The following is a 22,201-nucleotide window of genomic DNA, read 5'->3' on the forward strand; positions in this document are numbered from 1 at the left end:
GAGTAGTGGCGCCTAGCCCGTGGTTGTTTGGAAAAAATAATTTGCCGGGCCTCGTAATGAATTAGGCAGATGGCCATAAGATTTATTTGAGTAGTGGGCACATTAAATCCGGGTAACGGTTGGTCTTTTTTAGCGGAATGAGAATATATGAGTGTTTTAATGACGATAATGTGAATCACTGACGATCAGTAACTTTTCCAGAATGGAATGGTCTGTCAGTTGATTTTGTATCCACAATTCGGTTAATACAATCAATTTGATCTTCTCTAAGCTGGCTGTCCCTTCATCCATCGCTAACACTCGGTCGATCAATAATTCGCGTTGTAATGGATTAAGCATGCCGGCTTGTTCCAGAAAAGCGATAAACCCCCTTCCTTCAGTATCAATTCTTTCTATTTCGAATGGGGTATAGCAACGAAATGAACTGTTTTGTGCCAGTGTAGCCGGGTAGTTTCCTGTGTCATGCCGTGCCAGGTCAGAAAGCCAGTCAAGCGCTTGATTAATATCATCATTATCAAATCCTGCCATAGTGAGTTTACGCGTTAGTGTGGCGGAATCTGGATAGCTTCCGGAATCAAAATAATTTTCAAATAAATAAACGAGAATATCGAACATAGTTAGCCTTGAGTTACTTCAAGTATGTTTTTTAGATCAATGTGTTGTGTAAAAATACATGTATACCGTTACCGTATGCGTTGGTAGCAGCCGCCTGGCAGACTGGCAATGAAACCGTCTAACTCAAGCGTTAATAGCATGGCGGATACTGCTTCAGCCGTCAAGCCACTGCGGACACACAAGGTATCGATACTGACGTTATCATACCCAAGATGTTCGAGTAGTAATGCGCTTTCTGCTGAATGTATCGTGTGGATTTCTTCCTGAGTGTTAGCTGTATTAGCGATAGCGTGATGGCCCAGTTCGTCGAGAATATCTTGCGTATTCTCAACCAGTTTAGCACCTTGTTTGATCAGGGCATGGCAGCCTTTTGAGAGAGGCGAATGAATCGAGCCAGGAATGGCCAGTACATCACGTCCTTGCTCGAGCGCTTGGCGAGCCGTAATCAGTGAACCGCTGCGCAGCGCTGCTTCTACTACCAGGCAGGCATGAGTCATGCCGCTGATAATGCGATTTCGGCGCGGAAAATTATGACCTATGGCTGGCATACCCAATGGGAATTCGGAAATGATCGCGCCATTTTTTGCTAATTCATGTGCAAGCTGATGGTTTTTTGCCGGATAAACAATATCGAGCCCGGTGCCGACTACAGCCATGCTGGCGGCCGAGCCGCGTAAACCACCTCGATGTGCGGCGGTATCAATGCCCAATGCCATTCCACTAACGATACAGAGCCCTGCATTACTGGCTGCTTCAGCAAAGGTTTCGGCATTGCTAATCCCTTGTGGCGTTGCATTACGGCTGCCTACTACGGCGAGTGCGGGCATACTCAGGAGTCGGCGTTGTCCTTTAAGATAAAGAAGTGGTGGCGGATCAGCGATATTGAGTAGCAGGTACGGATAATCTGAATCTGCCAGTGTAATGATCGAGTTGGCTGGATCTTCCAGCCATTTAAGTGCAGCCGATATTTTGTCGCTGTTAGGGCCCCGCTTAATATTGTTTGCAACGGATTTTTTTACGATGCACTCAAGTGCGCGGGTGTTTGCAGCAAAGATTGCAGTCGGGCTGCCAAACGCAACCAGTAATCGGCGTATTGATTCACCACCCAGACCATCAATCAGGTTGAGGCTGAGCCAGGATTCACTATCTGGCAAAATTTTCACGGCGGATACGTTACAAGTTTGCTTGTCAGGGTATTCCTACCGTATCATGAATTTGAATGGATTGGGTGCTTTGCATAACGAGTGCATAAGACACCTGATCAAAAACTCGAAATATAAAAGCGAGACCGGTACGCATGTCTGGTAGCTGCACCATTTTGCCTTCTGGTGCTTTGACGAAACTTTCCCGATAAATGGCGAGTACATGGCCAGCCTCCAGGTGATCATGTGTGCCCTTGTTAAGTGTGATAATTGCGCCTTTGCCGATCTCATTGACACCCCCGTAGACCGAAATAATACGTCCTTTTACGGGCAGTTCTGGTGCGCGCGGGATGTAATTGTTGAATAAAATATCAGGAGAGACAACCAGCCGATCCCCTTTCAAGATTTCTTGAACAGAATGCGTAATGGTTGCCGTGCTGATGTTAGCAAAAATGCTCACTTTGGCATCACCCAGATAAGTCGCTTCATAACCTAAGATTTGACCGTTCCGGTCAGGGTCTCTTAAAGCTTTTCCCGGTCGAAATATCTGCCATGTTACGCCTTGGTTTGTCGGTAAATTGTGAACATAGACCGTGTCGCCGCTACTGAGTATGACACGACGATCACTGGATCCCAGTAAGAAGGGTGCTTTCTCAAGGCCGTTTTGTTCAATGACGAGCGGTTGGCTCAGAAAGGGTTCGATAGCGCTTGCGGGAATACTGGGGATGGCTGCGTTACTGAGGCGATTTATCCGTATGCTGGGGGATAATTTAACCATTCCCTTTTTTTTTGCGAGCCGTAACCGGCTTCCATTAGCTGTTTCCTCCAGTACAACAATGTCACCAGGGTAAATTTTGTGTGGGTTTTTGACTTGTGTCCGATTGAGCCCCCAGATTTGTGGCCAACGCCAGGGGTCTTTTAGAAAACGGGAGGCGATACTCCACAACGTATCCCCTGGAAGGACGACATGGTGATCGGGTGTGTCACTGCGAAGTACAATATTATCCGCTTGGACAGGTAAAACAAAAAACAAACTTAGAAATAAAATCTTAGATATAATAAGCTTACGCATGGATGATTCCAGTTGCGGGAGTTGACTTTGTTTGTCAGGCACAATAATTGCCGGATAATAATGATACGATCTGAATTCTGTATTTAGTTTGTTAAACTACACAAGTTTTTTATGACTATTCTAAAGATATTACAATATCCCGACGAGAGGCTGCATATCGTAGCGGCTACGGTGCCAGAAGTCACTGATAATATCAGAATCTTAATAAAAGATATGGCGGAAACCATGTACTCTGCACCAGGAATCGGTCTGGCAGCTACTCAGGTTGATGTTCACAAGCGTGTCATCGTGATTGATATATCGGATACACATAATCAATTACTCACATTAATTAATCCTGAGATTGTGGCGAGTAGTGGGGAATCTGATTATGAGGAAGGTTGCTTATCGGTGCCAGGTGTGTATGGGAAGGTACGGCGTGCTGAATCTGTGACAGTTCAGGCGTTGGACATTGAAGGCAACCCGTTTGTTTTGGATGCTGATGGCTTGCTTGCTGTGTGCATACAACATGAAATGGATCACCTGACTGGCAAGGTGTTTGTTGAATACTGGTCGCAATTGAGGCAATCGCGTGTCATCGCGAGACTGAAGAAAAGACAGCGTAGTATCATGTAACTGAATGATTATGAAGCTATTGCACGCTTGATTTGTGGCGCAAATAAGGTAAGTGCTTTTGTCTGTCGGTTCTTCACGAGATCGGATGACTGCGTGCCTCAAAACTGAATCAATCTATTGCATAGCTTGGTTTTTTTGCTGTGTGCATTATGATCGTTAAAGTCCAGTATTTTTGACGATATTTCTTATGAATAAGTATTGAATCAATTGGTTAGGCTATAGGTTGTTAGCCTGCCGTCCGCGCTGTCTTTTATCGACGCGATACCGCGTTTAGCCAGGGTTTCAGGGGTATCGTGAAGTCAATCTTTTGGCTGATATTTTCATTGATTGATAGATTAGGATGCTGACTTTAGTGAATTCATATTATTAAAGATGAAAATTATTTTTGCTGGTACCCCGACATTTGCAGCTACTGCATTGGAAGCTTTGATTCGTGCTGGTCATGAAATCGTGCTGGTGTTGACACAGCCTGATCGCCCTGCAGGGAGGGGAATGAAAATGGCTGCCAGTGCGGTTAAGTTATTGGCGCAGCAATATGAATTAACAGTGTTGCAGCCTGCTACGTTGAAGTCGTCGACACTGTGCGAGCAAATCCGCGCATTAGAGGCTGATGTCATGATTGTCGCAGCATACGGATTGATTTTACCAGAGGCGTTATTAACGACTTCACGTTATGGCTGTCTCAATATTCATGCCTCTTTGTTGCCGCGCTGGCGTGGTGCTGCACCGATTCAGCGTGCGATATTAGCTGGTGATCGAGAAACCGGTATTACGATTATGCAAATGGACGCCGGTCTGGATACGGGCATGATGTTGTTAAAACAGCGTATTCCTATTACGTCGGGTGATACAGCGCAAACGCTGCACGATAAGTTATGTGCATTGGGTGCGGAGTGTATCGTGGAAGGGCTAGTGTTTTTACAGGACAAAAAACTGAATCCCGTTTTGCAGGATGAATGGTTGGCTTGCTACGCATCTAAAATAAAAAAATCAGAAGCTGAGATTGATTGGCGGCTGACTGCGGATCAAATAAATGATTGTGTGCGCGCCTTTAATCCAAATCCGGGTGCCTATACCTATCTTCAAGGAAGCCTGCTGAAGATTTGGCAAACCAAGGTTGTCTCGGAAGGTGTGGGTAGACCGGGTGAGATTATGGCGATAGGACATGACGGAATTGTTGTGGCCTGTGGTACGGGTATGATTTTACTGGAAATGGTGCAAAAGCAGGGTGGAAGAAAATTGAAAGCAGCAGAATTTCTGACCGGGCGCCAGACATTACAGCCCGGGGATTACTTTAATTCATGCGATCGGACTGATACCCGAAATGATTAAGACACAGCGTATTGCTGCGTCTGTTGTAGAGAAGGTATTGGCGGGTGCGAGCCTCACAGCCGTATTGCAGGCGTTATGGCAGCTATATCCGGCACTTTCAAGTCAGCAGAGAGGGGCTATTCAGGATTTAAGTTATGGTGTGCTGCGTTTTTACGGCCAACTCGATGCATTACTTGGATTATTATTAAAAAAAAGTTTGCAGGATAGAAAACTGTATTTTCTGTTATTGGTCAGTTTGTATCAATTGGAGTACAGTAAAACGCCCTCTCACGCTGTGGTGGATCATGCTGTTTCCGCTTCTCGTTTTCTGGGTGGTTCGAAAAGAATACCCGGTCTGGTCAATGCGATATTGCGTAACTTTATCCGGCAACATGAATGCCTGCTGCAACAAGTCGATGGCAACGACGTTGGGCGATATTCCCATCCACAATGGTGGATCGATAAGCTGCGCACACAATATCCTCACGATTTTCAAGCAATACTCGCAGCGAATAATAAGCGCCCACCTATGACCTTACGGGTTAACCAGCGCAAGATCAGCGTTGCGGATTATCAGGCATTACTTGACAAGAAGGAGATGAAGACGCAACTTTTATGGTGCAGTGCACTTCAATTGGTGCAACCTGTTAATGTGAAGGAATTGCCTGGATTCTCTGAAGGATGGGTATCCGTGCAAGATGCAGGCGCACAGTTGGCCGCGCCATTTTTGAATATACAGGATGGTATGCGCGTATTAGATGCTTGCGCTGCGCCTGGAGGTAAAAGTACGCACTTATTGGAGCTGGGTCAGGTGGCTTTGACTGTGCTGGATAATGATGCTACAAGACTTGCCCGGGTTGCGCAGAATCTTGAACGATCAAGGGTAAAAGCCGCGCGTTTGATTTGTGGCGATGCGGCGTATCCTGCTCAGTGGTGGGATGGTAAGCCATTTGATCGTATTCTGGCTGATGTTCCTTGCTCTGCTTCAGGAGTAGTTTGCCGCCATCCCGATATAAAATGGTTGCGCCGAGAGCGCGATCTGGCTCAGTTTGTCGTAACCCAGCAGAAAATTCTTAATGCTTTGTGGCTAATCCTTGCTAGAGGCGGCCAGTTACTTTATGTTACCTGTTCGGTATTTGCTGAAGAGAATCAGTGCCAAATGGAGAAATTCTTGTGTCACCATTCAAATGCTCAAGCATTATCACTTTCCGGAATGTCGATAATGAATGGGCAGTTATTACCGAATATGTATCATGATGGTTTTTTCTATACCTTGCTGCATAAAACCTGATTTATTTATGCGACCGGTACAGTTCCTGCATATCAAGTCCCTGCATATCATTCTGATGTTGTTATTGCCTGTCATTATATTTTCGATGGCCCTGGCGCGTGCTGAAGGCGGTATTCAGGTAAAGCATGTTAGCGTAGCGCCGGTGGATCATGGCTATGAGCTTAATGTCGATTCCGAAATCGTACTGAATTCTACCTTGGAGCAGGCGCTTGAAAAGGGTATTACCCTGTATTTTGTTACAAAATTTCTGTTGGTAGATCCGCGTTGGTATTGGTTTGATAAAGAAGTTGCGCGGAGTAAGTTGCGGATCGGTCTAAGATATTATGCACTGACTCGCCAATACCGTTTGAGCCATGGGCCCTTGTCACAAAGTTTTTATACGCTGGAAGAAGCATTACGGGTGTTGAGCCGGTTTCGCGGGCGGCCGATTATTGCACAGTCTGAATTAAAGCAAGGTGTCGAGTATATCGCCACATTGCGTGTATGGCTCGATTTGACACGCCTGCCTAAACCATTTCAGGTGGAAACGATTGGTTCCAAGGATTGGAATCTCAGTTCTGATGCGTTGGAATGGCGGATGAAATTACCGTTGCCAACGCAGGATTCTGATAGTGAAGAGAGTTTGTGAAGTACGTGCTGATTATCGGCGCAGGATTGGGCGCTGTTATGCTTTTCTTGTTGGCGACGGCTGGTGCAAATACTGAATTTCTTGAGCGTCGATATCGCCTGCTGATTGGATTAAATATCGTCCTGGTTCTGTTTCTCATGGTGATCGTGGGATATTTGTTGTGGCGGCTGAGGCGCAGACTCAAGTCGGGTGTGTTTGGTTCCAGGTTGGCGTTACGCTTGCTTTTAATTTTTTCATGGATGGCAATCCTTCCAGGCGCATTGGTCTATGCGGTATCGGTGCAATTCCTGGAAAGAAGTATTGAATCCTGGTTCGATGTAAAAGTGGATCGTGCGTTGGAGGGAGGGTTGAATTTAGGGCACACTATGCTCGATAATTTGCTGGGAGAGTTGGAGAAAAAGGCGCAAGTTGCTGCATTGAGATTATCTGAACCGAACGTTCTGCCTTTACCCGTCCTCAATGAATTACTGGCGCAATCACAGGTACAGGAAGCGACATTGTTTAATCAGGATGGAAAGGTCATTGCTTTTTCCAGTATCAATAATCAATCCCTATTTCCGGATATGCCAAATACAGCGGTGATGCGCCATATCAGGATACAGAAGGCTTATCGCGCAGTAGAATCGATTGCCGGAAGTGGTTTGTATCTGAGAGTAGTGTCGCCAGTTAATATATTGAATCTGAAAGAAGACATTCGTATGGTACAGCTTTTGCAGGCGGTACCGCAACAGCTGTCAAAAGATGCAAAAAGAGTGCAGGCAGGGTATCGTGATTATCAGGAGCTGTCTCTGTCACGTCAGGGGTTGACTCGATTGTATAGTGTAACATTGACATTGGCGCTGCTATTGGCACTATTTTCTGCATTGGCTTCTGCATCGCTTATCAGTGAAAAACTGAGTGCGCCGCTGGGTATGTTGGCAGAGGGTACGCGTGCTGTGGCTCAGGGTGATTTCAGTCGGCGTCACTTAGTGCAGAGCAGCGATGAGCTGGGTGTGCTAACGGAATCTTTTAATCTAATGACGCAACAACTAGAAGAAGCGCGTGCGACAGCGCAGCATAACCAGCAACAGGTAGAAAGTGCCCGTGCTCATCTGGAGAGTATCTTAGCCAATCTTTCATCTGGTGTATTGGTATTTGATGACAAATTATACTTATATAAGGCCAATCGTAGTGCGGAACAGATTTTACAAGTTCCGTTAATCAGCCTGGATGGTTCAACTATAGAGGGCTGTGTTGAGAACGAGCCGCAGCTGAGTACACTGATCAATGAGATCCGGGCGGGTTTTGATTCAGGAGAAACAGATGTGTGGCAACGTCAGATAACCCGTTCTGATGGGAATCAGGTGTTATTACTGCGTGGAACACGCTTGCCGCAGATTTCGGGTGGGGGAGGCGTAGTGATGTTTGATGATATTACACACCTGTTACAGGTGCAGCGAGCGGTGGCATGGAGCGAGGTAGCGCGTCGCTTGGCGCATGAAATAAAAAATCCGCTGACCCCGATTCAGCTTTCGGCCGAGCGAATGCTGCATAAACTGGCAGAAAAATTGAATGAACAGGATGAAAGAATTCTACGTCGTTCTACAGAAACGATTGTTAATCAGGTCGAAGCGCTCAAGAAAATGGTTAATGAATTTAGTGAATACGCGCGCGTACCTGAGCTGGAGCTATGTCAGTTGAATATCAATGCGCTCGTGCGAGAGGTTCTGGCTTTGTACGAGACAGAAAATGCTGCGGTAGAGGGTGGCACCTGTTTGCAGGTTCAATCACTGCTTGCTGCTGATCTGCCATCTATAAGCGGTGATTCAGCTCGGCTACGCCAAGTGTTGCATAATCTTCTGAAGAATGCGCAGGATGCACTGATTGATACCCCTGAGCCGACAATTATCGTCTCTACAGAAATGGTACAAAAGGGTGTGCAACTCAGTGTCAGTGATAATGGCGGTGGCTTTTCTGAGGAAGTTAAGGCACATGCTTTTGAGCCGTATGTGACGACTAAAACCAAGGGGACAGGGTTGGGTCTGCCTATCGTCAAGAAAATTGTTGAAGAACATGGCGGCGCTATTCAAATAAAAAATATGAAACCCTATGGCGCGCGAGTTTCCATTATCTTGCCAGTCACAGGCGGCAATAATGCATTGACGACAGATTATAGAGCGGCGTGAGTGTAAGTTGAGCCGTATTGAGTTGAAACTGGAACAGGTTCATTGTATTCCATCAACGGAGAAATTCTAGAGCGATGTCAAACAATACAATATTGATTGTTGATGATGAAATTGGTATACGCGAATTGTTATCGGAGATCCTGCATGATGAAGGTTATCGTGTTGCTTTAGCAGAGAATGCCGAACAGGCGCGTATCTGGCGCAGTCAAACGCGTCCTGATCTTGTGTTGTTAGATATCTGGATGCCTGATACAGATGGTATTACCTTGTTAAAGGATTGGGCGAGTAGTGGCATGCTCACTATGCCCGTGATCATGATGTCTGGGCACGGTACTATCGATACTGCAGTGGAAGCGACCCGTATTGGTGCCTTTGGTTATCTGGAGAAACCGATACCGTTACAGAAATTATTAAGTACGGTGGGAAAAGCCCTGAGAGGAAGCCAAAGTAAACGACCCTCTATTTTGTCGCTGGCTAGCCTAGGCAGAGGTGCGCTAATCGCTGACTTAAAGAAACGTCTGGAACAGGTTGCCAACTTGAAAGCACCGCTATTGCTCACAGGCGAGCCGGGCGTGGGTGTAGAGTTGTGCGCACGATTTATGCATCGACCGAATACCCCATGGATAGAACCAGAAACGCTTGGACTGTTGACTGAAGCACCATTAGATCTATTGGAGCAGGCGCGTGATGGTCTATTATTTCTTAAAGATATTGGCGAAATTAATAGATTAGGGCAAAAAGGATTATTATTATTGCTGAGTAAGCTTGAAAAATATAATGTGCGATTGGTTTGCGCGACTTCTTTACCGCTGGCTGAGCTAACAGCACAGGGTGTTTATAATGTAAAACTGTATGAAATCTTGAGTAATCTTAGTATTAGCATTCCTGCATTGAGAGCGCATAGAGAAGATATTCCGGAATTAGCCAATCAAATACTTTCACGTTTCGTGGAGTCAGGTGAAACATCTTCTTTGCTACAGTTGAGTACCGCTGCGCTTAATTGCTTACGGAATTATGATTGGCCGGGTAATCTCACCCAGCTTACAGGTGTGGTTCGTTCTTTGGCGCTAACTTGTGTCGGTGATGAGATTTCTGCCGAGTCGGTACAACAAGCACTGGCATTTCCGAAATCAACATCAATGCCGACAATGTCAGACACACCGTTGAATCTTTCGCTGCGTGAGGCGCGTGATTTATTTGAAAAGGCTTATTTTGAGAAATTGATTGATCAAGAAAGCGGTAATATGACGCGTGTTGCCGAACGTGCAGGATTAGAGCGAACACATCTGTATCGTAAAATAAAATTGTTAGGTATAAAGTTACGAGGCCACTGATTCCGGAGAGGTGTTGAAGCTGTGGTTATTGTAGAGAGATGATTTTATGCGTAAAGGCGGACTTATAGTTGTCGGATAAGGTATCTTAAGAGATAATAGCATTTTTCCGGTCTGTAGCGTCGCGAAGAACCTGCCGGGTTTCGACGATTAGGGCGAGCAAAGTGGAGAAGCGATTCAAATCAGATATATTTATAACTTGAATCACTTCTCCACTTTGCTCAGTAGATTCGCTTTAAATCTGGCAGGTTCTTCAGTGTAGGGGCGGGCTGTTTTTGTTTGCTGAATATAAGGGAGTTAGTGTCGATGGATACATTCAAGGATTTTGACGCGCCGGTATTTAAAAATTTAACGAGTGCAGTGCGTGCGCTGGCAATGGATGCGGTACAAAAAGCCAATTCTGGCCACCCCGGTATGCCTATGGGTATGGCAGAAATTGCGGAAGTACTATGGATACATCATTTGCGCCACAATCCGAATAACCCCAAATGGGTTGATCGTGATCGATTCGTTCTCTCCAATGGACATGGCTCCATGTTGATCTACGCGCTCTTGCATCTGACGGGCTATGATCTGCCAATGGAAGAAATTAAGCGTTTTCGACAATTCGATTCTAAAACACCGGGTCATCCTGAGTATGGGTATACGCCCGGAGTAGAAACGACGACGGGACCACTAGGTCAGGGAATTACTAATGCGGTGGGTATGGCGTTGGCGGAAAAGATTCTGGCTGCTGAATTTAATCGCCCAGGTTTTAATATTGTTGATCACCATACCTATGTTTTCCTGGGTGATGGTTGTTTAATGGAAGGCATTTCCCATGAAGCCTGCTCATTGGCAGGTACCTTGGGATTAGGGAAACTAATCTGTTTTTACGATGATAACGGAATATCGATTGATGGTAATGTCGAAGGGTGGTTTACCGATGATACGCCAAAGCGGTTTGAGGCTTATGGATGGCATGTTGTACCCAATGTAAATGGCCATGATCCGGACGCAATCGAGGCGGCTATTGAGGAAGCTAAAAAATGCTGTGATAAACCCACCATGATTTGTTGTAAAACGGTTATTGGTATGGGGTCGCCGAATAAGGCCAATACACATTCAGTACATGGGGCTGCCTTGGGTGATGCAGAAATTGCTGCCACACGTCCTCATATTGGTTGGCATTACCCACCTTTTGAGATTCCTAAGGAAGTATACGAAGTATGGGATGCGCGTGCTAAGGGTGAGAAACTTGAAAGTGACTGGAATGAGGTTTTCTCCCGCTATGCTGAAAAATACCCTGCAGAAGCAGCTGAATTTAAGCGTCGTATGGCCGGTGATTTGCCTGCTAACTGGCAGAGCCACGTCGATAGTGTAATCAATCAGGTAAATGCGAAGGGAGAAACAATTGCCAGCCGCAAGGCTTCGCAGAATGCGATTGAAGACCTGGCACCTGTTTTACCGGAATTAATCGGAGGCTCTGCTGATCTGGCAGGATCAAATCTGACTTTATGGTCTGGTTCGCAAGGCGTGAGCCAGAAATCAGGGGGTAATTATATCTATTATGGTGTGCGTGAATTTGGTATGAGCGCCATCATGAATGGATTGTCTCTGCATGGTGGCCTGATTCCTTATGGCGCTACCTTCCTGATGTTTTCGGAATATGCGCGTAATGCTTTACGCATGGCTGCCTTGATGAAGATTCGTAATTTATTTGTATTTACGCATGATTCTATTGGGTTGGGTGAAGATGGACCTACGCATCAGCCGGTGGAACAAACCGCAACATTACGTTATATTCCCAATATGGATGTCTGGCGGCCTTGTGATACCGTTGAGTCGGCGGTTGCTTGGGCGCGTGCTGTTGAGCGTAAAGAAGGACCTTCTACATTGATCTTCAGTCGGCAGAATTTACCATTCCAGAAGCGTGATGCAGCTACCATTAAATTGATTGATAAAGGTGGTTATGTTTTATCGGAAGCGGATAATGGTCAACCACAAATTATCCTGATTGCGACAGGTTCAGAGATTGGTCTGGCAATAGATGCGCAGAAATCATTGCTTGAAACCGGTATTCATGCACGTGTAGTCTCAATGCCATGCACCAATTTGTTTGACCGGCAAGAGGTATCTTATAAAGACAGTGTATTGCTGCGAAATGTAAAACGCGTTGCTATAGAGGCAGGTGTAACGGATTTTTGGCGAAAATATGTGGGCTTGGAAGGTGCTGTGGTAGGGATAGATACCTTTGGTGAATCCGCGCCAGCAGATGTGTTATTTGAGCATTTTGGTTTTACCGTTGAGAATGTAGTCAAGACCGTAAAAAATATCATTTGATTGATTACAATACCAGAATGATTGAACAGATCTTGCTTTCATGCAACGAGATATTTATTTAAGGAGTAATGAGTATGACGATTAAAGTGGGTATTAATGGCTTTGGCCGTATTGGACGCATGGTGTTTCGTTCAGCGGTGCAGAATTTTTCCGATATTGAAGTGGTTGCTATCAATGATTTATTGGAACCGGATTATCTTGCTTACATGCTGAAGCATGATTCAGTGCATGGTCGTTTTAAGGGCGATATTTCTGTTGATGGTAATACACTTGTTGTCAATGGAAAAAGAATTCGTTTGACGGCCATTAAAGATCCTGCTGAACTGAAGTGGGATGAGGTAGGCGTGGACGTGGTGATTGAATCAACGGGCCTTTTTCTGACCAAGGAAACCTGTCAGAAGCATCTGGCTGCAGGTGCCAAGAAAGTGATTATGTCAGCGCCATCTAAAGATGACACGCCGATGTTTGTATATGGAGTGAATGATAATACTTATCATGGTGAGAGTATTATTTCCAATGCTTCATGTACCACGAACTGTCTTGCGCCTGTTGCCAAGGTATTGAACGATACCTGGGGTATTAAACGTGGATTGATGACGACTGTACATGCTGCTACGGCAACTCAGAAGACTGTTGATGGCCCGTCCAATAAAGACTGGCGCGGTGGCCGTGGTATTCTGGAAAATATTATTCCTTCTTCAACGGGTGCTGCAAAAGCAGTGGGTGTCGTTATTCCAGAGTTGAATAAGAAGCTAACCGGCATGGCTTTTCGTGTTCCAACATCTGATGTATCTGTTGTAGATCTGACGGTGGAACTGGATAAAGATGCAACCTATGATGATATTTGTAAGGCGATGAAGGCTGCTTCTGAAGGAGAAATGAAGGGTGTACTGGGTTATACCGATCAAAAAGTAGTGTCTACTGATTTTCGTGGTGAAAGTTGTACTTCTATTTTTGATGCCGAAGCAGGTATGTCTTTGGATGGCAGCTTCGTCAAGGTAGTCTCCTGGTATGATAATGAATGGGGCTACTCCAGCAAGGTGTTGGAAATGGTTCGCGTGGTTGCTAAGTAATTTTGTAATGGAGAATGGGCAGCTGGAAGTCAGCAGCCTGCCTGTTCCCTATTTCTGACCATAAGCTATTTTAGCTAACCTAGACATAAGGGATGGCGCGCTATCCCTTATATTTTTACTTTAGACAATCTGGAGTGCGCTGTGTCTGTTATCAAGCTTATCGACCTTAATCTCAAGGGGAAGCGTGTTTTTATTCGTGCTGATCTGAATGTGCCAGTTAAGAATGGCATCGTGACTTCGGATGCACGTATCACTGCCTCAATGGCAACGATTAATCATTGTCTGGAGCAGGGAGCTAAAGTCATGGTTACTTCTCATCTGGGTCGTCCAGAAGAGGGTGAGTGGACAGAAGAAAATTCATTAAAGCCGGTTGCCGACAATATCGCTAGCCGTCTCGGTAAACCAGTACGTCTAATCAAAGACTGGGTGGAAGGTAGTTTTGAAATTAAGGAAGGCGAGTTAGTCATTCTAGAAAACTGCCGGATTAATATCGGTGAAAAGAAAAACGCTGAAGAGACGGCTCGAAAGTATGCCAAACTGTGTGATATTTTTGTAATGGATGCTTTTGGTACCGCTCATCGTGCTCAAGCTTCAACGCATGGCATAGCCAAATATGCGCCTGTGGCTTGTGCGGGTATTTTATTGACAGAAGAACTCGAAGCTTTAACCAAAGCATTATTGAATCCTGCCCGTCCAATGGTTGCGATCGTAGGTGGATCTAAGGTTTCAACTAAGCTTACAGTGCTTGAATCACTTTCTGAAAAAGTTGACCAACTGGTGGTTGGCGGCGGTATTGCCAATACTTTTCTTAAAGCGACAGGTAAGAATATTGGTAATTCGTTATGTGAAAATGATCTTGTGCCAACGGCTAAAATGCTGATGGATAAGATGATGAAACGTAACGCTTCAATTCCAATTGCCGTCGATGTGGTTGTTGGAAAGAAATTTGATGCGAATGAACCAGCGGTATTAAAGAAGGCCGATGCCGTGAATGATGATGAAATGATTTTTGATATCGGACCTGAAAGCGCGCAGGAATTGGCTGATATTATTATGCAGGCTGGCACGGTTGTCTGGAATGGTCCGGTAGGAGTATTTGAGTTTGATCAATTCGGTGCTGGGACCAAAACGATTGCGACAGCTATTGCAAATACGAAGGCTTTTACTTTGGCAGGTGGGGGCGATACGATCGCGGCCATTCAAAAATACGATATTTATGATAAGGTTTCTTATATTTCGACGGCGGGTGGTGCGTTCTTGGAGTTTTTAGAGGGCAAGAAGTTGCCTGCAGTAGAAATATTAGAGATGCGCGCACACTGACATATCTGAGATATATTCATACAAATGATCCGAAGAACAAAAATTGTAGCAACACTTGGGCCTGCATGTGGTAATCCAAAGGTTCTGGGACGAATGATTGAAGCTGGGGTAGATGTTGTTCGGATTAACTTTTCCCACGGTACCCGGGAAGAGCATATTGGATACGCTGAGTTAACCCGCTCACTGGCACGTGCCGCTGGCTATACAATCGGTGTATTGGCTGATTTACAAGGCCCTAAAATTCGCGTTGGTAAATTCGAGAATGGAAAAATCAAATTAGAAATTGGGGATGAATTTATACTGGATGCGGAGTGCGAACTGGGTAATCAGGAGCGGGTAGGCCTGGATTATAAAGAATTGCCTAATGATGTCGAGACGGGTGCGACATTGATGCTGGATGATGGCCGTATTGTTCTGGGCGTATCAAAGGTTAGAGGACATCAAATCTACTGCGTAGTCGAACAGGGTGGTATTTTATCCAATAATAAAGGCATTAATCGTAAGGGTGGGGGTCTAGGCGCTCCGGCTTTGACCAGCAAAGACCTGGAAGATATCAAGACTGCGGCGGCATTTAATGCGGATTTCCTGGCAGTATCTTTCCCCCGCTCTGGTGACGATATGCGACAGGCACGTGCCTTGATGACTGCAGCGGGCGGCAAAAGCCTGCTTATGGCGAAGATTGAGCGCTCTGAAGCGATTCTTGCATTGGACGATATTTTAGAAGCGTCGGATGCCATTATGGTTGCACGGGGGGATTTGGCTGTTGAAGTCGGCGATGCAGTAGTGCCTGCTTTACAAAAAAGAATGATTAGTGCCGCTCGTGCCAGGAATAAATTAGTAGTTACAGCGACTCAGATGATGGAATCGATGATTACGAATCCGATTCCGACTCGTGCAGAGGTATCTGATGTGGCTAACGCAGTGCTGGATGGGACGGATGCGGTTATGTTATCGGCTGAATCTGCTGCAGGTGTTTATCCCGTTGAATCGGTGGAGGCAATGGCGCGGGTCTGTCTAGAAGCGGAAAAGGAATATTTAGTAAACCAGGATGGACGAATACCCATTGTTCATCCAACAACAATTGAAGAAGCCATTGCCCGCGCGACGATGTTTACTGCCAGCGGCTTACAGATTCGTGCTATCGCTGCACTAACTCAAAGTGGCGTAACCGCATTGTTAATGTCGCGTAGGAGTTCTAAAGTGCCCATATTTGCGCTCAGTCCTCAAGAAGATACGCGAGGTAAAGTGACGCTGTTTCGTGGTGTTTATCCGGTAGAATTTGGTGATGGTTTGATTGATCCGGAGGTGATTTTAAGCCTTGCGGAAGATGAGTTGCTCAAGCGTGGTGTAATAAGAAATGGTGATCTTATGGTGATGACTATCGGCGAACCGGTTGGAAAAGCGGGCGGAACGAATACGATGAAGATAGTTAAGGTAGGTGAGTGTAAACAAAAAGAAGATACCGATATGGTATGAGTGCATCGCTGGATAGTATATCGGTATTACCCTGTTTTTGATGATTGCTGACAGATATAGGCGGCAGCGTACATATACTGGGAGTTCGTTTTTTATATCATCAATAATTGATAGCTAAACACAGATATATTAAGATTATTTTTTGAAGGAGACTTAGATGGCGCTAGTATCATTACGACAACTTTTGGATCATGCGGCAGAGAATGGCTACGGCTTACCTGCTTTTAATGTTAATAATCTGGAGCAGATTCATGCCATTATGCAGGCGGCTGATGAATGTGACAGTCCCGTCATTATGCAGGGCTCTGCCGGCGCACGTAAGTATGCGGGGGAAGCTTTTCTGCGTCATCTGATTGCTGCAGCGGTGGAGGCTTATCCTCATATTCCAGTTGTTATGCACCAGGATCATGGCGCATCCCCAGCTGTTTGTATTAATGCAATTCGCAGCGGTTTTTCCAGTGTCATGATGGATGGTTCTCTGGAAGCAGACGCTAAAACGCCTTCGTCTTATGAATATAACGTTAATATTACAGCTCAGGTTGTGGATATTGCGCATTCAGTGGGCGTTTCGGTTGAAGGTGAGCTGGGTTGTTTGGGTTCACTTGAATCAGGCATGGGAGAAGCTGAAGATGGTCATGGCGCAGAAGGTGTGTTGAGCCATGATCAGTTGTTAACGGATCCTGAGCAGGCTGCTGATTTTGTTAAGAAAACAGGAGTGGATGCATTGGCGATTGCGATTGGTACCTCACATGGTGCTTACAAGTTTACGCGTAAGCCAACCGGCGATATTCTGGCAATTGAGCGAATAAAAGCAATCCATCAGCGTATTCCAAATACGCATTTGGTTATGCATGGTTCTAGCTCGGTGCCACAGGAATGGTTGGAAGTTATCCGTGAATATGGCGGCGAAATGAAAGAAACTTATGGTGTGCCGGTAGAAGAAATACAGGAAGGGATAAAAAATGGTGTACGGAAGATTAATATCGACACCGATATCCGCCTTGCTATGACTGGTGCGATTCGTCGTCATTTAGCTCACAATAAGAGCGAATTTGATCCTCGTAAGTTTCTTAAGGAAGCAACCACTGCGGCCAAAGATATTTGTAAAGCGCGTTTTGAAGCATTTGGTTGTGCTGGTCAGGCGGGGAAAATCAAACCTATTATGCTAGATCAGATGACAGAGCGGTATCTTAAGGGAGAATTAAAAGCGATCGTTAAATAAATCGCCTAGGACAGAAATTTGTCGGATTAAATCGTTTGTCAATAAAAAGAGAAACGGCCACTTTGTTTCGATCCTGTGAAAAATCATTTTTTCATCTGGGATTGGATGAAGCTGGCCGTTTTTCTTATTCACGCTATCATCATGATAGCAATCAATTAGCTTGCATTAGATTGTATTCATCTTTTTGAGACCTTTGCAAAACCCCAATAGTTGAAAAAATTAACTATTTATAATCAATAGACTAGAAATTATAACGAGGATTTTTGCAAGAGTCTCACCTGTTATTATGCATTAGGCTCGTTTTCCGGCAGTTGTCTTTTGCCAGAAAGGAGCTGTTTTATTGAAGGAGATCCAGGCACGATTGAGTGCTGGTTTCTGCAATAGGGTTTGATGCGCAACCCATCCGAGGATAATCCCGATTGCTTCGCTCTGTGTTGTTGTCTTGCGGGTAATCTTTATTTTCTTTAAATATTGTTTGATGACAGCCTGATCATTGATCACGCCAAGAATATCCTGTAACTCATGTAGCGACCGAAGGTATTGACTGGATTCCCTGCCTGGGTAAAGCGTAATAAAGAATTCGGTTAGATAACGTTGTTTCTTTATGCTGATACGAAAACTATGTAATGAAGATGTACTGAGTGTCGTCAACGAATTGCCATATTTTTTTAGCTGTTGGTGCTGGTTAGTCAACAGCGTATTTGAAAACGGTATTACGGATGTATGAAGTGATGCCGCGGGATTTCCTGATCTGAATTGAGGGGATAACTGTTTGGAATTAAGCCACAGGCTTAGCTTTAACATTATTTCTAAATAACGTTTTGATTTGACAGCATGCTGTGCGCTTTTATAGTGTTTATGACGTAACCGGAGACATGATTTTTTGAGTTTGTTGATGCCTGTATGATCGGGAAAGCCGGTGTGTATCATGGGAAGTGTTTGTGTGCAGAAAACATCCCAATCTCGAGCCGGGTTAAATTGACGGGTCAGCCATTTTAATTCGGGTGCAATGGCTAACAACAGGCGATCTTTAGGGAGTGCTTGTGAGAACTGGTTCAGTGCCGATTGCTGTCTTCTTAGGGCAATACGCATTTGATGCAGGTATTCACTATTAGAATCTTCCAATAGGCCATTCTCATTATTGTTCAGATGGGTTAGGCAATTCTGTAATACTTCTTTGAATGCGGCCGCTAGATCGGTATCAGGATGCATAACAAGGGGCTGCGCTTTGCTTGGCGGCCGCTTCTGCCCAGAATAAAGTGCAAAGCCGCGTTCCGCCTTGTTTGTATTCTCTAGTCTTAAGGGAAACGGGAAAGCGCGTGATAATACTAAGGCAAATTCAAGTAGTTGAACCGAATTACCTGATTTTAATTCTATCTCTATTTCACATAGCGCGCTTTTTTTTCGATCAGTAGAAATCTTACCTTGATCAAGGCTGAATTCAGCTTGACTACCGTCGTTTAATTGTAACAGGCGAGTGTGACGAGAAAAATCGGTTGTAAATATCGGGCGAAGTTGCTTACGTAACTGGGGGCCACTCAATAGTCGAATCAGATTGGGGTCTGTAATTTTCGTGAAATCGGGCTGTTCGTTTGATACCCGGGCTTCCCATTCATTATGTTGATGTAAACCGGCTGATGCCGATCCGCCTCCTTTAATAGTCTGAATCCAATGTCGGCCGACCCGGCGTAACCGCAATGCGATACCGTGATGCATGAGGTGCAGGTCTGGCGTATCATAATAAATACTATAGAGCTTTTGTGTAATGGGGCGGGTCATGCTCATGGATTTGAGTAATGGCAGGCACTGTAGATCTGCAACGTGTTTTGGTGACAAGCGTAGTTTGAGCTCAATTTCGGTGGGTATCACGTTCTTGATAGTTTTGTCCCGTATGATGACTGGATTATTTAACTTACTACGGCCAATTTTCCTAATAATGCTTCCTGAGCAGAATATCTTCGGCTAGGCCGGACGGATTTGCAACGATAGCCTCCATTCTGATCCATTTCCCATGCCTGGCAATTATCTCTGAGATAAGGTTTTAAGCCTTCATTGATGACACGTTTCTTAAGCCGATCATCTAAAACTGGAAAACAGAGCTCTATACGACGAAAGAAATTGCGATCCATCCAGTCTGCGCTGGAAAGGTATACATTGTGTGCGTTGTTGTTACAGAAATAGAAAATACGTGTATGTTCCAGGAAGCGTCCAATTATCGACCGAACCCTGATGTTTTCGGACATGCCCTGAATGCCGGGACGTAAAGCACACGCGCCGCGCACAATGAGATCGATACTGATACCAGAATTAGAAGCTGCGTAGAGTGTTTGAATAATCCTGGGTTCCAGGAGTGCATTCATTTTGGCGATTATTCGGGTAGGTTTACCTGCTTTGATATTTTGGATTTCATTATTGATTGCATTTAATATCTGACTATGAAGGTTGAAAGGTGATTGCCATAAATGTGTTAATTTGCCAGCTCTACCCAGGCCCGTTAGTTGTATGAATACCTCATTGACATCTGTGCAGATTTCTTCGTGACAGGTCAGTAAGCCGAAGTCAGTATATGATCGAGCTGTACCAGGATGATAGTTACCCGTGCCTAAATGTACATAACGGCGCAATTTGCCTTCTTCGCGGCGGACAATCATGGCGATTTTAGAGTGCGTTTTATGACCGACGACGCCATAAACGACATGCGCGCCAACTTCTTCGAGACGGCTAGCCCAATTAATGTTTGCCTCCTCATCAAAGCGAGCCAGTAATTCTACAACGACTGTAACTTCTTTTCCCCTGCTTGCAGCCGCAATGAGCGCATCCATTACCATTGAGTCTGTACCGGTACGATAAACAGTTTGTTTCACAGCGACCACATTGGGATCTATAGCCGCTTGTTGAATAAAATGGATGACTGGTTGGAATGATTGATATGGATGATGCAACAAAAGATCATGCTTGCGGAGCATCTGAAAAATATTAGTGATTTTCTTTTTTTGCGGTGATATAGGTAAGCCCGGAATAAATGATGGAAATTTTAGATCAGGACGATTAATCTGATCCGAAACGTACATGAGACGAGCCAGGTTTACGGGGCCTTCTACTTGGTAGAAATCATCTCGAGTCAGACAGAGTTGTTCTAACAGAAAATCCGCGATGTGCTGCGAGCAATTATCGGCGACTTCTAATCTGACAGCGTTACCAAAATGACGCTGGGGTAATTCTCCTTGTAATGCAATGCGTAAATTTTTAACTGCCTCTTCATCAACGAATAAATCGCTATTACGGGTAGCGCGGAATTGATAGCAACCTAATGTATTCATTCCAGAAAAAAGCTCTCCCACGTGCGCATGCAGAATTGATGAAAGAAATACAAAGCTATATTGACCACAACTGATTTCTTCTGGCAGACGAATGACACGTGGCAGTATACGAGGGGCCTGAACAATAGCGGTGCCGGAATTACGACCAAAGGCATCTTTACCTTCTAACGCGACAGCAAAATTGAGGCTCTTATTCAGTACGCGTGGGAAAGGGTGAGCGGGGTCAAGGCCTATAGGCGTTAATACCGGCATGAGCTCTCGGAAGAAGAAGGCTTTGATCCAGTCACGTTGCTTATCATCCCAGGCATCTCGCCGCAGGAAATGAATACTTTCGTTTGCTAATCCCGGCAAAATCTCCGCATTCAATAATTGGTACTGACGAGCCACGATCTGATGGGATTGTTCAGATACGAGTTTAAAAGCGCGATGTGGCACCATGTGATCTGGTCCTAAGCCAGGTGTATCTAATTTAATTTGTTCTTTCAGACCGGCTACACGCACTTCAAAAAATTCATCAAGATTGCTGCTGACGATACATAAAAAGCGTAGTCGTTCCAGAAGGGGATTATCTTTATTCTCGGCCTGGGCAAGTACCCGTCGATTGAATTCGATTTGACTGAGCTCGCGGTTAAGAAATGGATTCGATGTGGGAGAATAGCTCATGGAGAATAAAGCATATTTTATTTATTGAAGCTAATTGATCGGGTATCTTTTTATGTGTTGAATAATTCTGCTCCGGTATAGAGATCAAGATTTTTCCGGCGGCACATAGCCGACAGGATTTTCTGCACCAGCTCCAAAGAAATGAGCTTCCATTTGTTCGGCAAGATACTTGCGAGCTTTGATATCCGCAAGATTCAAGCGGTTCTCATTGACCAGCATAGTTTGATGCTGAATCCATTCAGCCCAGGCCTCTTTGGATACGTTATCAAAAATACGTTTTCCTAATTCACCCGGATAGGTTTGATAGTCTAATCCTTCTGCTTCACGCCCAAGTCTAATGCAATAGATCATTCTAGCCATTTTCAATTTCTCCAAATAAACTATTATAGTTAAGCTGCGGTTATGCTAATTCCATTTAATCGAATAGGCTACCGTACTACCGATCAATTCTAAAGGAGTATGTATAAAATGACGGTATGAGTCACGTAACCATGAGATATCTCGCTCAAATTACGACGGTAAGATAAAAAATGAAGAATCCTTTATTCCATTAAATAGGATTACTTTCCTTAATTTTCTCTGGAAGCGCGCTGTTCTTTTAGCACCCTGCTCTTTTTGTTACGCTGCCGGGATAA

At 44.9% G+C, this 22,201-nt stretch carries 17 protein-coding genes; 11 read left to right on the forward strand and 6 right to left on the reverse strand.

Annotated elements, in window-relative coordinates:
- Positions 1 to 156: 156 nt before the first annotated feature.
- The 3 genes from BUQ89_RS04250 to BUQ89_RS04260 all read right to left on the reverse strand — a co-directional run bounded on the left by BUQ89_RS04250 (position 157) and on the right by BUQ89_RS04260 (position 2,829).
- A complete protein-coding gene (locus BUQ89_RS04250) occupies positions 157 to 615 on the reverse strand; it encodes a Smg family protein (protein WP_028462025.1) in 459 nt (152 codons plus the stop codon).
- A gap of 68 nt (positions 616 to 683) precedes the next feature.
- Positions 684 to 1,778: a DNA-processing protein DprA gene (gene dprA, locus BUQ89_RS04255; protein ID WP_028462026.1), complete on the reverse strand. Its 1,095-nt coding sequence runs from the start codon at positions 1,776 to 1,778 to the stop codon at positions 684 to 686.
- Positions 1,779 to 1,803: 25 nt separating this feature from the next.
- A complete protein-coding gene (locus tag BUQ89_RS04260) occupies positions 1,804 to 2,829 on the reverse strand; it encodes a LysM peptidoglycan-binding domain-containing protein (RefSeq protein ID WP_028462027.1) in 1,026 nt (341 codons plus the stop codon).
- A gap of 111 nt (positions 2,830 to 2,940) precedes the next feature.
- Here BUQ89_RS04260 and def point away from each other — a divergent pair, with 111 nt between their 5' ends.
- The 11 genes from def (at position 2,941) to fba (ending at position 17,583) form a co-directional block, all read left to right on the forward strand.
- Positions 2,941 to 3,444 carry a peptide deformylase gene (gene def / locus BUQ89_RS04265; RefSeq protein WP_028462028.1) on the forward strand — a complete coding sequence of 168 codons (504 nt, stop codon included), beginning with the start codon at positions 2,941 to 2,943 and terminating at the stop codon, positions 3,442 to 3,444.
- A 372-nt stretch (positions 3,445 to 3,816) separates the two neighbouring features.
- Complete coding sequence (gene fmt, locus BUQ89_RS04270) at positions 3,817 to 4,776, forward strand: methionyl-tRNA formyltransferase (RefSeq protein WP_028462029.1); 960 nt, start codon at positions 3,817 to 3,819, stop codon at positions 4,774 to 4,776.
- Positions 4,769 to 6,046, forward strand: a complete 1,278-nt coding sequence (rsmB, locus tag BUQ89_RS04275) for a 16S rRNA (cytosine(967)-C(5))-methyltransferase RsmB (protein ID WP_028462030.1) — start codon at positions 4,769 to 4,771, stop codon at positions 6,044 to 6,046. Before fmt ends, rsmB begins: the two co-directional genes overlap by 8 nt.
- Before the next feature lie 7 nt (positions 6,047 to 6,053).
- Positions 6,054 to 6,674 (forward strand): DUF4390 domain-containing protein, encoded by a 621-nt coding sequence (locus BUQ89_RS04280; RefSeq protein ID WP_051537652.1) that lies wholly within the window; start codon positions 6,054 to 6,056, stop codon positions 6,672 to 6,674.
- Positions 6,671 to 8,839: a sensor histidine kinase gene (locus tag BUQ89_RS04285; RefSeq protein ID WP_028462032.1), complete on the forward strand. Its 2,169-nt coding sequence runs from the start codon at positions 6,671 to 6,673 to the stop codon at positions 8,837 to 8,839. The genes BUQ89_RS04280 and BUQ89_RS04285 overlap by 4 nt, the downstream gene beginning before the upstream one ends.
- Positions 8,840 to 8,913: 74 nt before the next feature.
- On the forward strand, positions 8,914 to 10,173 hold the full coding sequence (locus BUQ89_RS04290) for a sigma-54-dependent transcriptional regulator (RefSeq protein ID WP_028462033.1): 1,260 nt from the start codon (positions 8,914 to 8,916) through the stop codon (positions 10,171 to 10,173).
- A gap of 303 nt (positions 10,174 to 10,476) precedes the next feature.
- Positions 10,477 to 12,492: a transketolase gene (gene tkt, locus BUQ89_RS04295; RefSeq protein WP_028462034.1), complete on the forward strand. Its 2,016-nt coding sequence runs from the start codon at positions 10,477 to 10,479 to the stop codon at positions 12,490 to 12,492.
- A 74-nt stretch (positions 12,493 to 12,566) separates the two neighbouring features.
- Positions 12,567 to 13,565 (forward strand): type I glyceraldehyde-3-phosphate dehydrogenase, encoded by a 999-nt coding sequence (gap, locus tag BUQ89_RS04300; protein WP_028462035.1) that lies wholly within the window; start codon positions 12,567 to 12,569, stop codon positions 13,563 to 13,565.
- Between the two features lie 141 nt (positions 13,566 to 13,706).
- Positions 13,707 to 14,885 (forward strand): phosphoglycerate kinase, encoded by a 1,179-nt coding sequence (locus tag BUQ89_RS04305; protein ID WP_028462036.1) that lies wholly within the window; start codon positions 13,707 to 13,709, stop codon positions 14,883 to 14,885.
- A 24-nt stretch (positions 14,886 to 14,909) separates the two neighbouring features.
- The gene (gene pyk / locus BUQ89_RS04310) at positions 14,910 to 16,361 is read left to right on the forward strand and encodes a pyruvate kinase (protein WP_028462037.1); all 1,452 of its coding nucleotides are present in this window, start codon (positions 14,910 to 14,912) and stop codon (positions 16,359 to 16,361) included.
- Positions 16,362 to 16,518: 157 nt separating this feature from the next.
- Positions 16,519 to 17,583 carry a class II fructose-bisphosphate aldolase gene (fba, locus tag BUQ89_RS04315; protein WP_028462038.1) on the forward strand — a complete coding sequence of 355 codons (1,065 nt, stop codon included), beginning with the start codon at positions 16,519 to 16,521 and terminating at the stop codon, positions 17,581 to 17,583.
- Positions 17,584 to 17,874: 291 nt separating this feature from the next.
- On the opposite strand, the gene BUQ89_RS04320 is transcribed toward fba, so the two are convergent.
- The 3 genes from BUQ89_RS04320 to BUQ89_RS04330 form a co-directional block, all read right to left on the reverse strand.
- The gene (locus tag BUQ89_RS04320) at positions 17,875 to 19,452 is read right to left on the reverse strand and encodes a CYTH and CHAD domain-containing protein (protein WP_074202504.1); all 1,578 of its coding nucleotides are present in this window, start codon (positions 19,450 to 19,452) and stop codon (positions 17,875 to 17,877) included.
- Positions 19,453 to 19,490: 38 nt separating this feature from the next.
- Positions 19,491 to 21,566, reverse strand: a complete 2,076-nt coding sequence (gene ppk1 / locus BUQ89_RS04325) for a polyphosphate kinase 1 (protein WP_028462040.1) — start codon at positions 21,564 to 21,566, stop codon at positions 19,491 to 19,493.
- 84 nt (positions 21,567 to 21,650) lie between these two features.
- Positions 21,651 to 21,926, reverse strand: a complete 276-nt coding sequence (locus tag BUQ89_RS04330; protein ID WP_028462041.1) for an oxidative damage protection protein — start codon at positions 21,924 to 21,926, stop codon at positions 21,651 to 21,653.
- Positions 21,927 to 22,201 lie beyond the last annotated feature (275 nt).

The organism is Nitrosomonas cryotolerans ATCC 49181, assembly GCF_900143275.1.
Classification (GTDB): Bacteria; Pseudomonadota; Gammaproteobacteria; order Burkholderiales; family Nitrosomonadaceae; genus Nitrosomonas; species Nitrosomonas cryotolerans.

Coding starts and splice junctions, on each gene's coding strand:
- BUQ89_RS04250 (WP_028462025.1), bottom strand. CDS start 615: ATGTTCGATATTCTCGTTTATTTATTTGAAAATTATTTTGATTCCGGA.
- BUQ89_RS04280 (WP_051537652.1), top strand. CDS start 6,054: ATGCGACCGGTACAGTTCCTGCATATCAAGTCCCTGCATATCATTCTG.
- fba (WP_028462038.1), top strand. CDS start 16,519: ATGGCGCTAGTATCATTACGACAACTTTTGGATCATGCGGCAGAGAAT.
- BUQ89_RS04330 (WP_028462041.1), bottom strand. CDS start 21,926: ATGGCTAGAATGATCTATTGCATTAGACTTGGGCGTGAAGCAGAAGGA.
- def (WP_028462028.1), top strand. CDS start 2,941: ATGACTATTCTAAAGATATTACAATATCCCGACGAGAGGCTGCATATC.
- ppk1 (WP_028462040.1), bottom strand. CDS start 21,566: ATGAGCTATTCTCCCACATCGAATCCATTTCTTAACCGCGAGCTCAGT.
- fmt (WP_028462029.1), top strand. CDS start 3,817: ATGAAAATTATTTTTGCTGGTACCCCGACATTTGCAGCTACTGCATTG.
- rsmB (WP_028462030.1), top strand. CDS start 4,769: ATGATTAAGACACAGCGTATTGCTGCGTCTGTTGTAGAGAAGGTATTG.
- pyk (WP_028462037.1), top strand. CDS start 14,910: ATGATCCGAAGAACAAAAATTGTAGCAACACTTGGGCCTGCATGTGGT.
- gap (WP_028462035.1), top strand. CDS start 12,567: ATGACGATTAAAGTGGGTATTAATGGCTTTGGCCGTATTGGACGCATG.
- BUQ89_RS04260 (WP_028462027.1), bottom strand. CDS start 2,829: ATGCGTAAGCTTATTATATCTAAGATTTTATTTCTAAGTTTGTTTTTT.
- tkt (WP_028462034.1), top strand. CDS start 10,477: ATGGATACATTCAAGGATTTTGACGCGCCGGTATTTAAAAATTTAACG.
- BUQ89_RS04290 (WP_028462033.1), top strand. CDS start 8,914: ATGTCAAACAATACAATATTGATTGTTGATGATGAAATTGGTATACGC.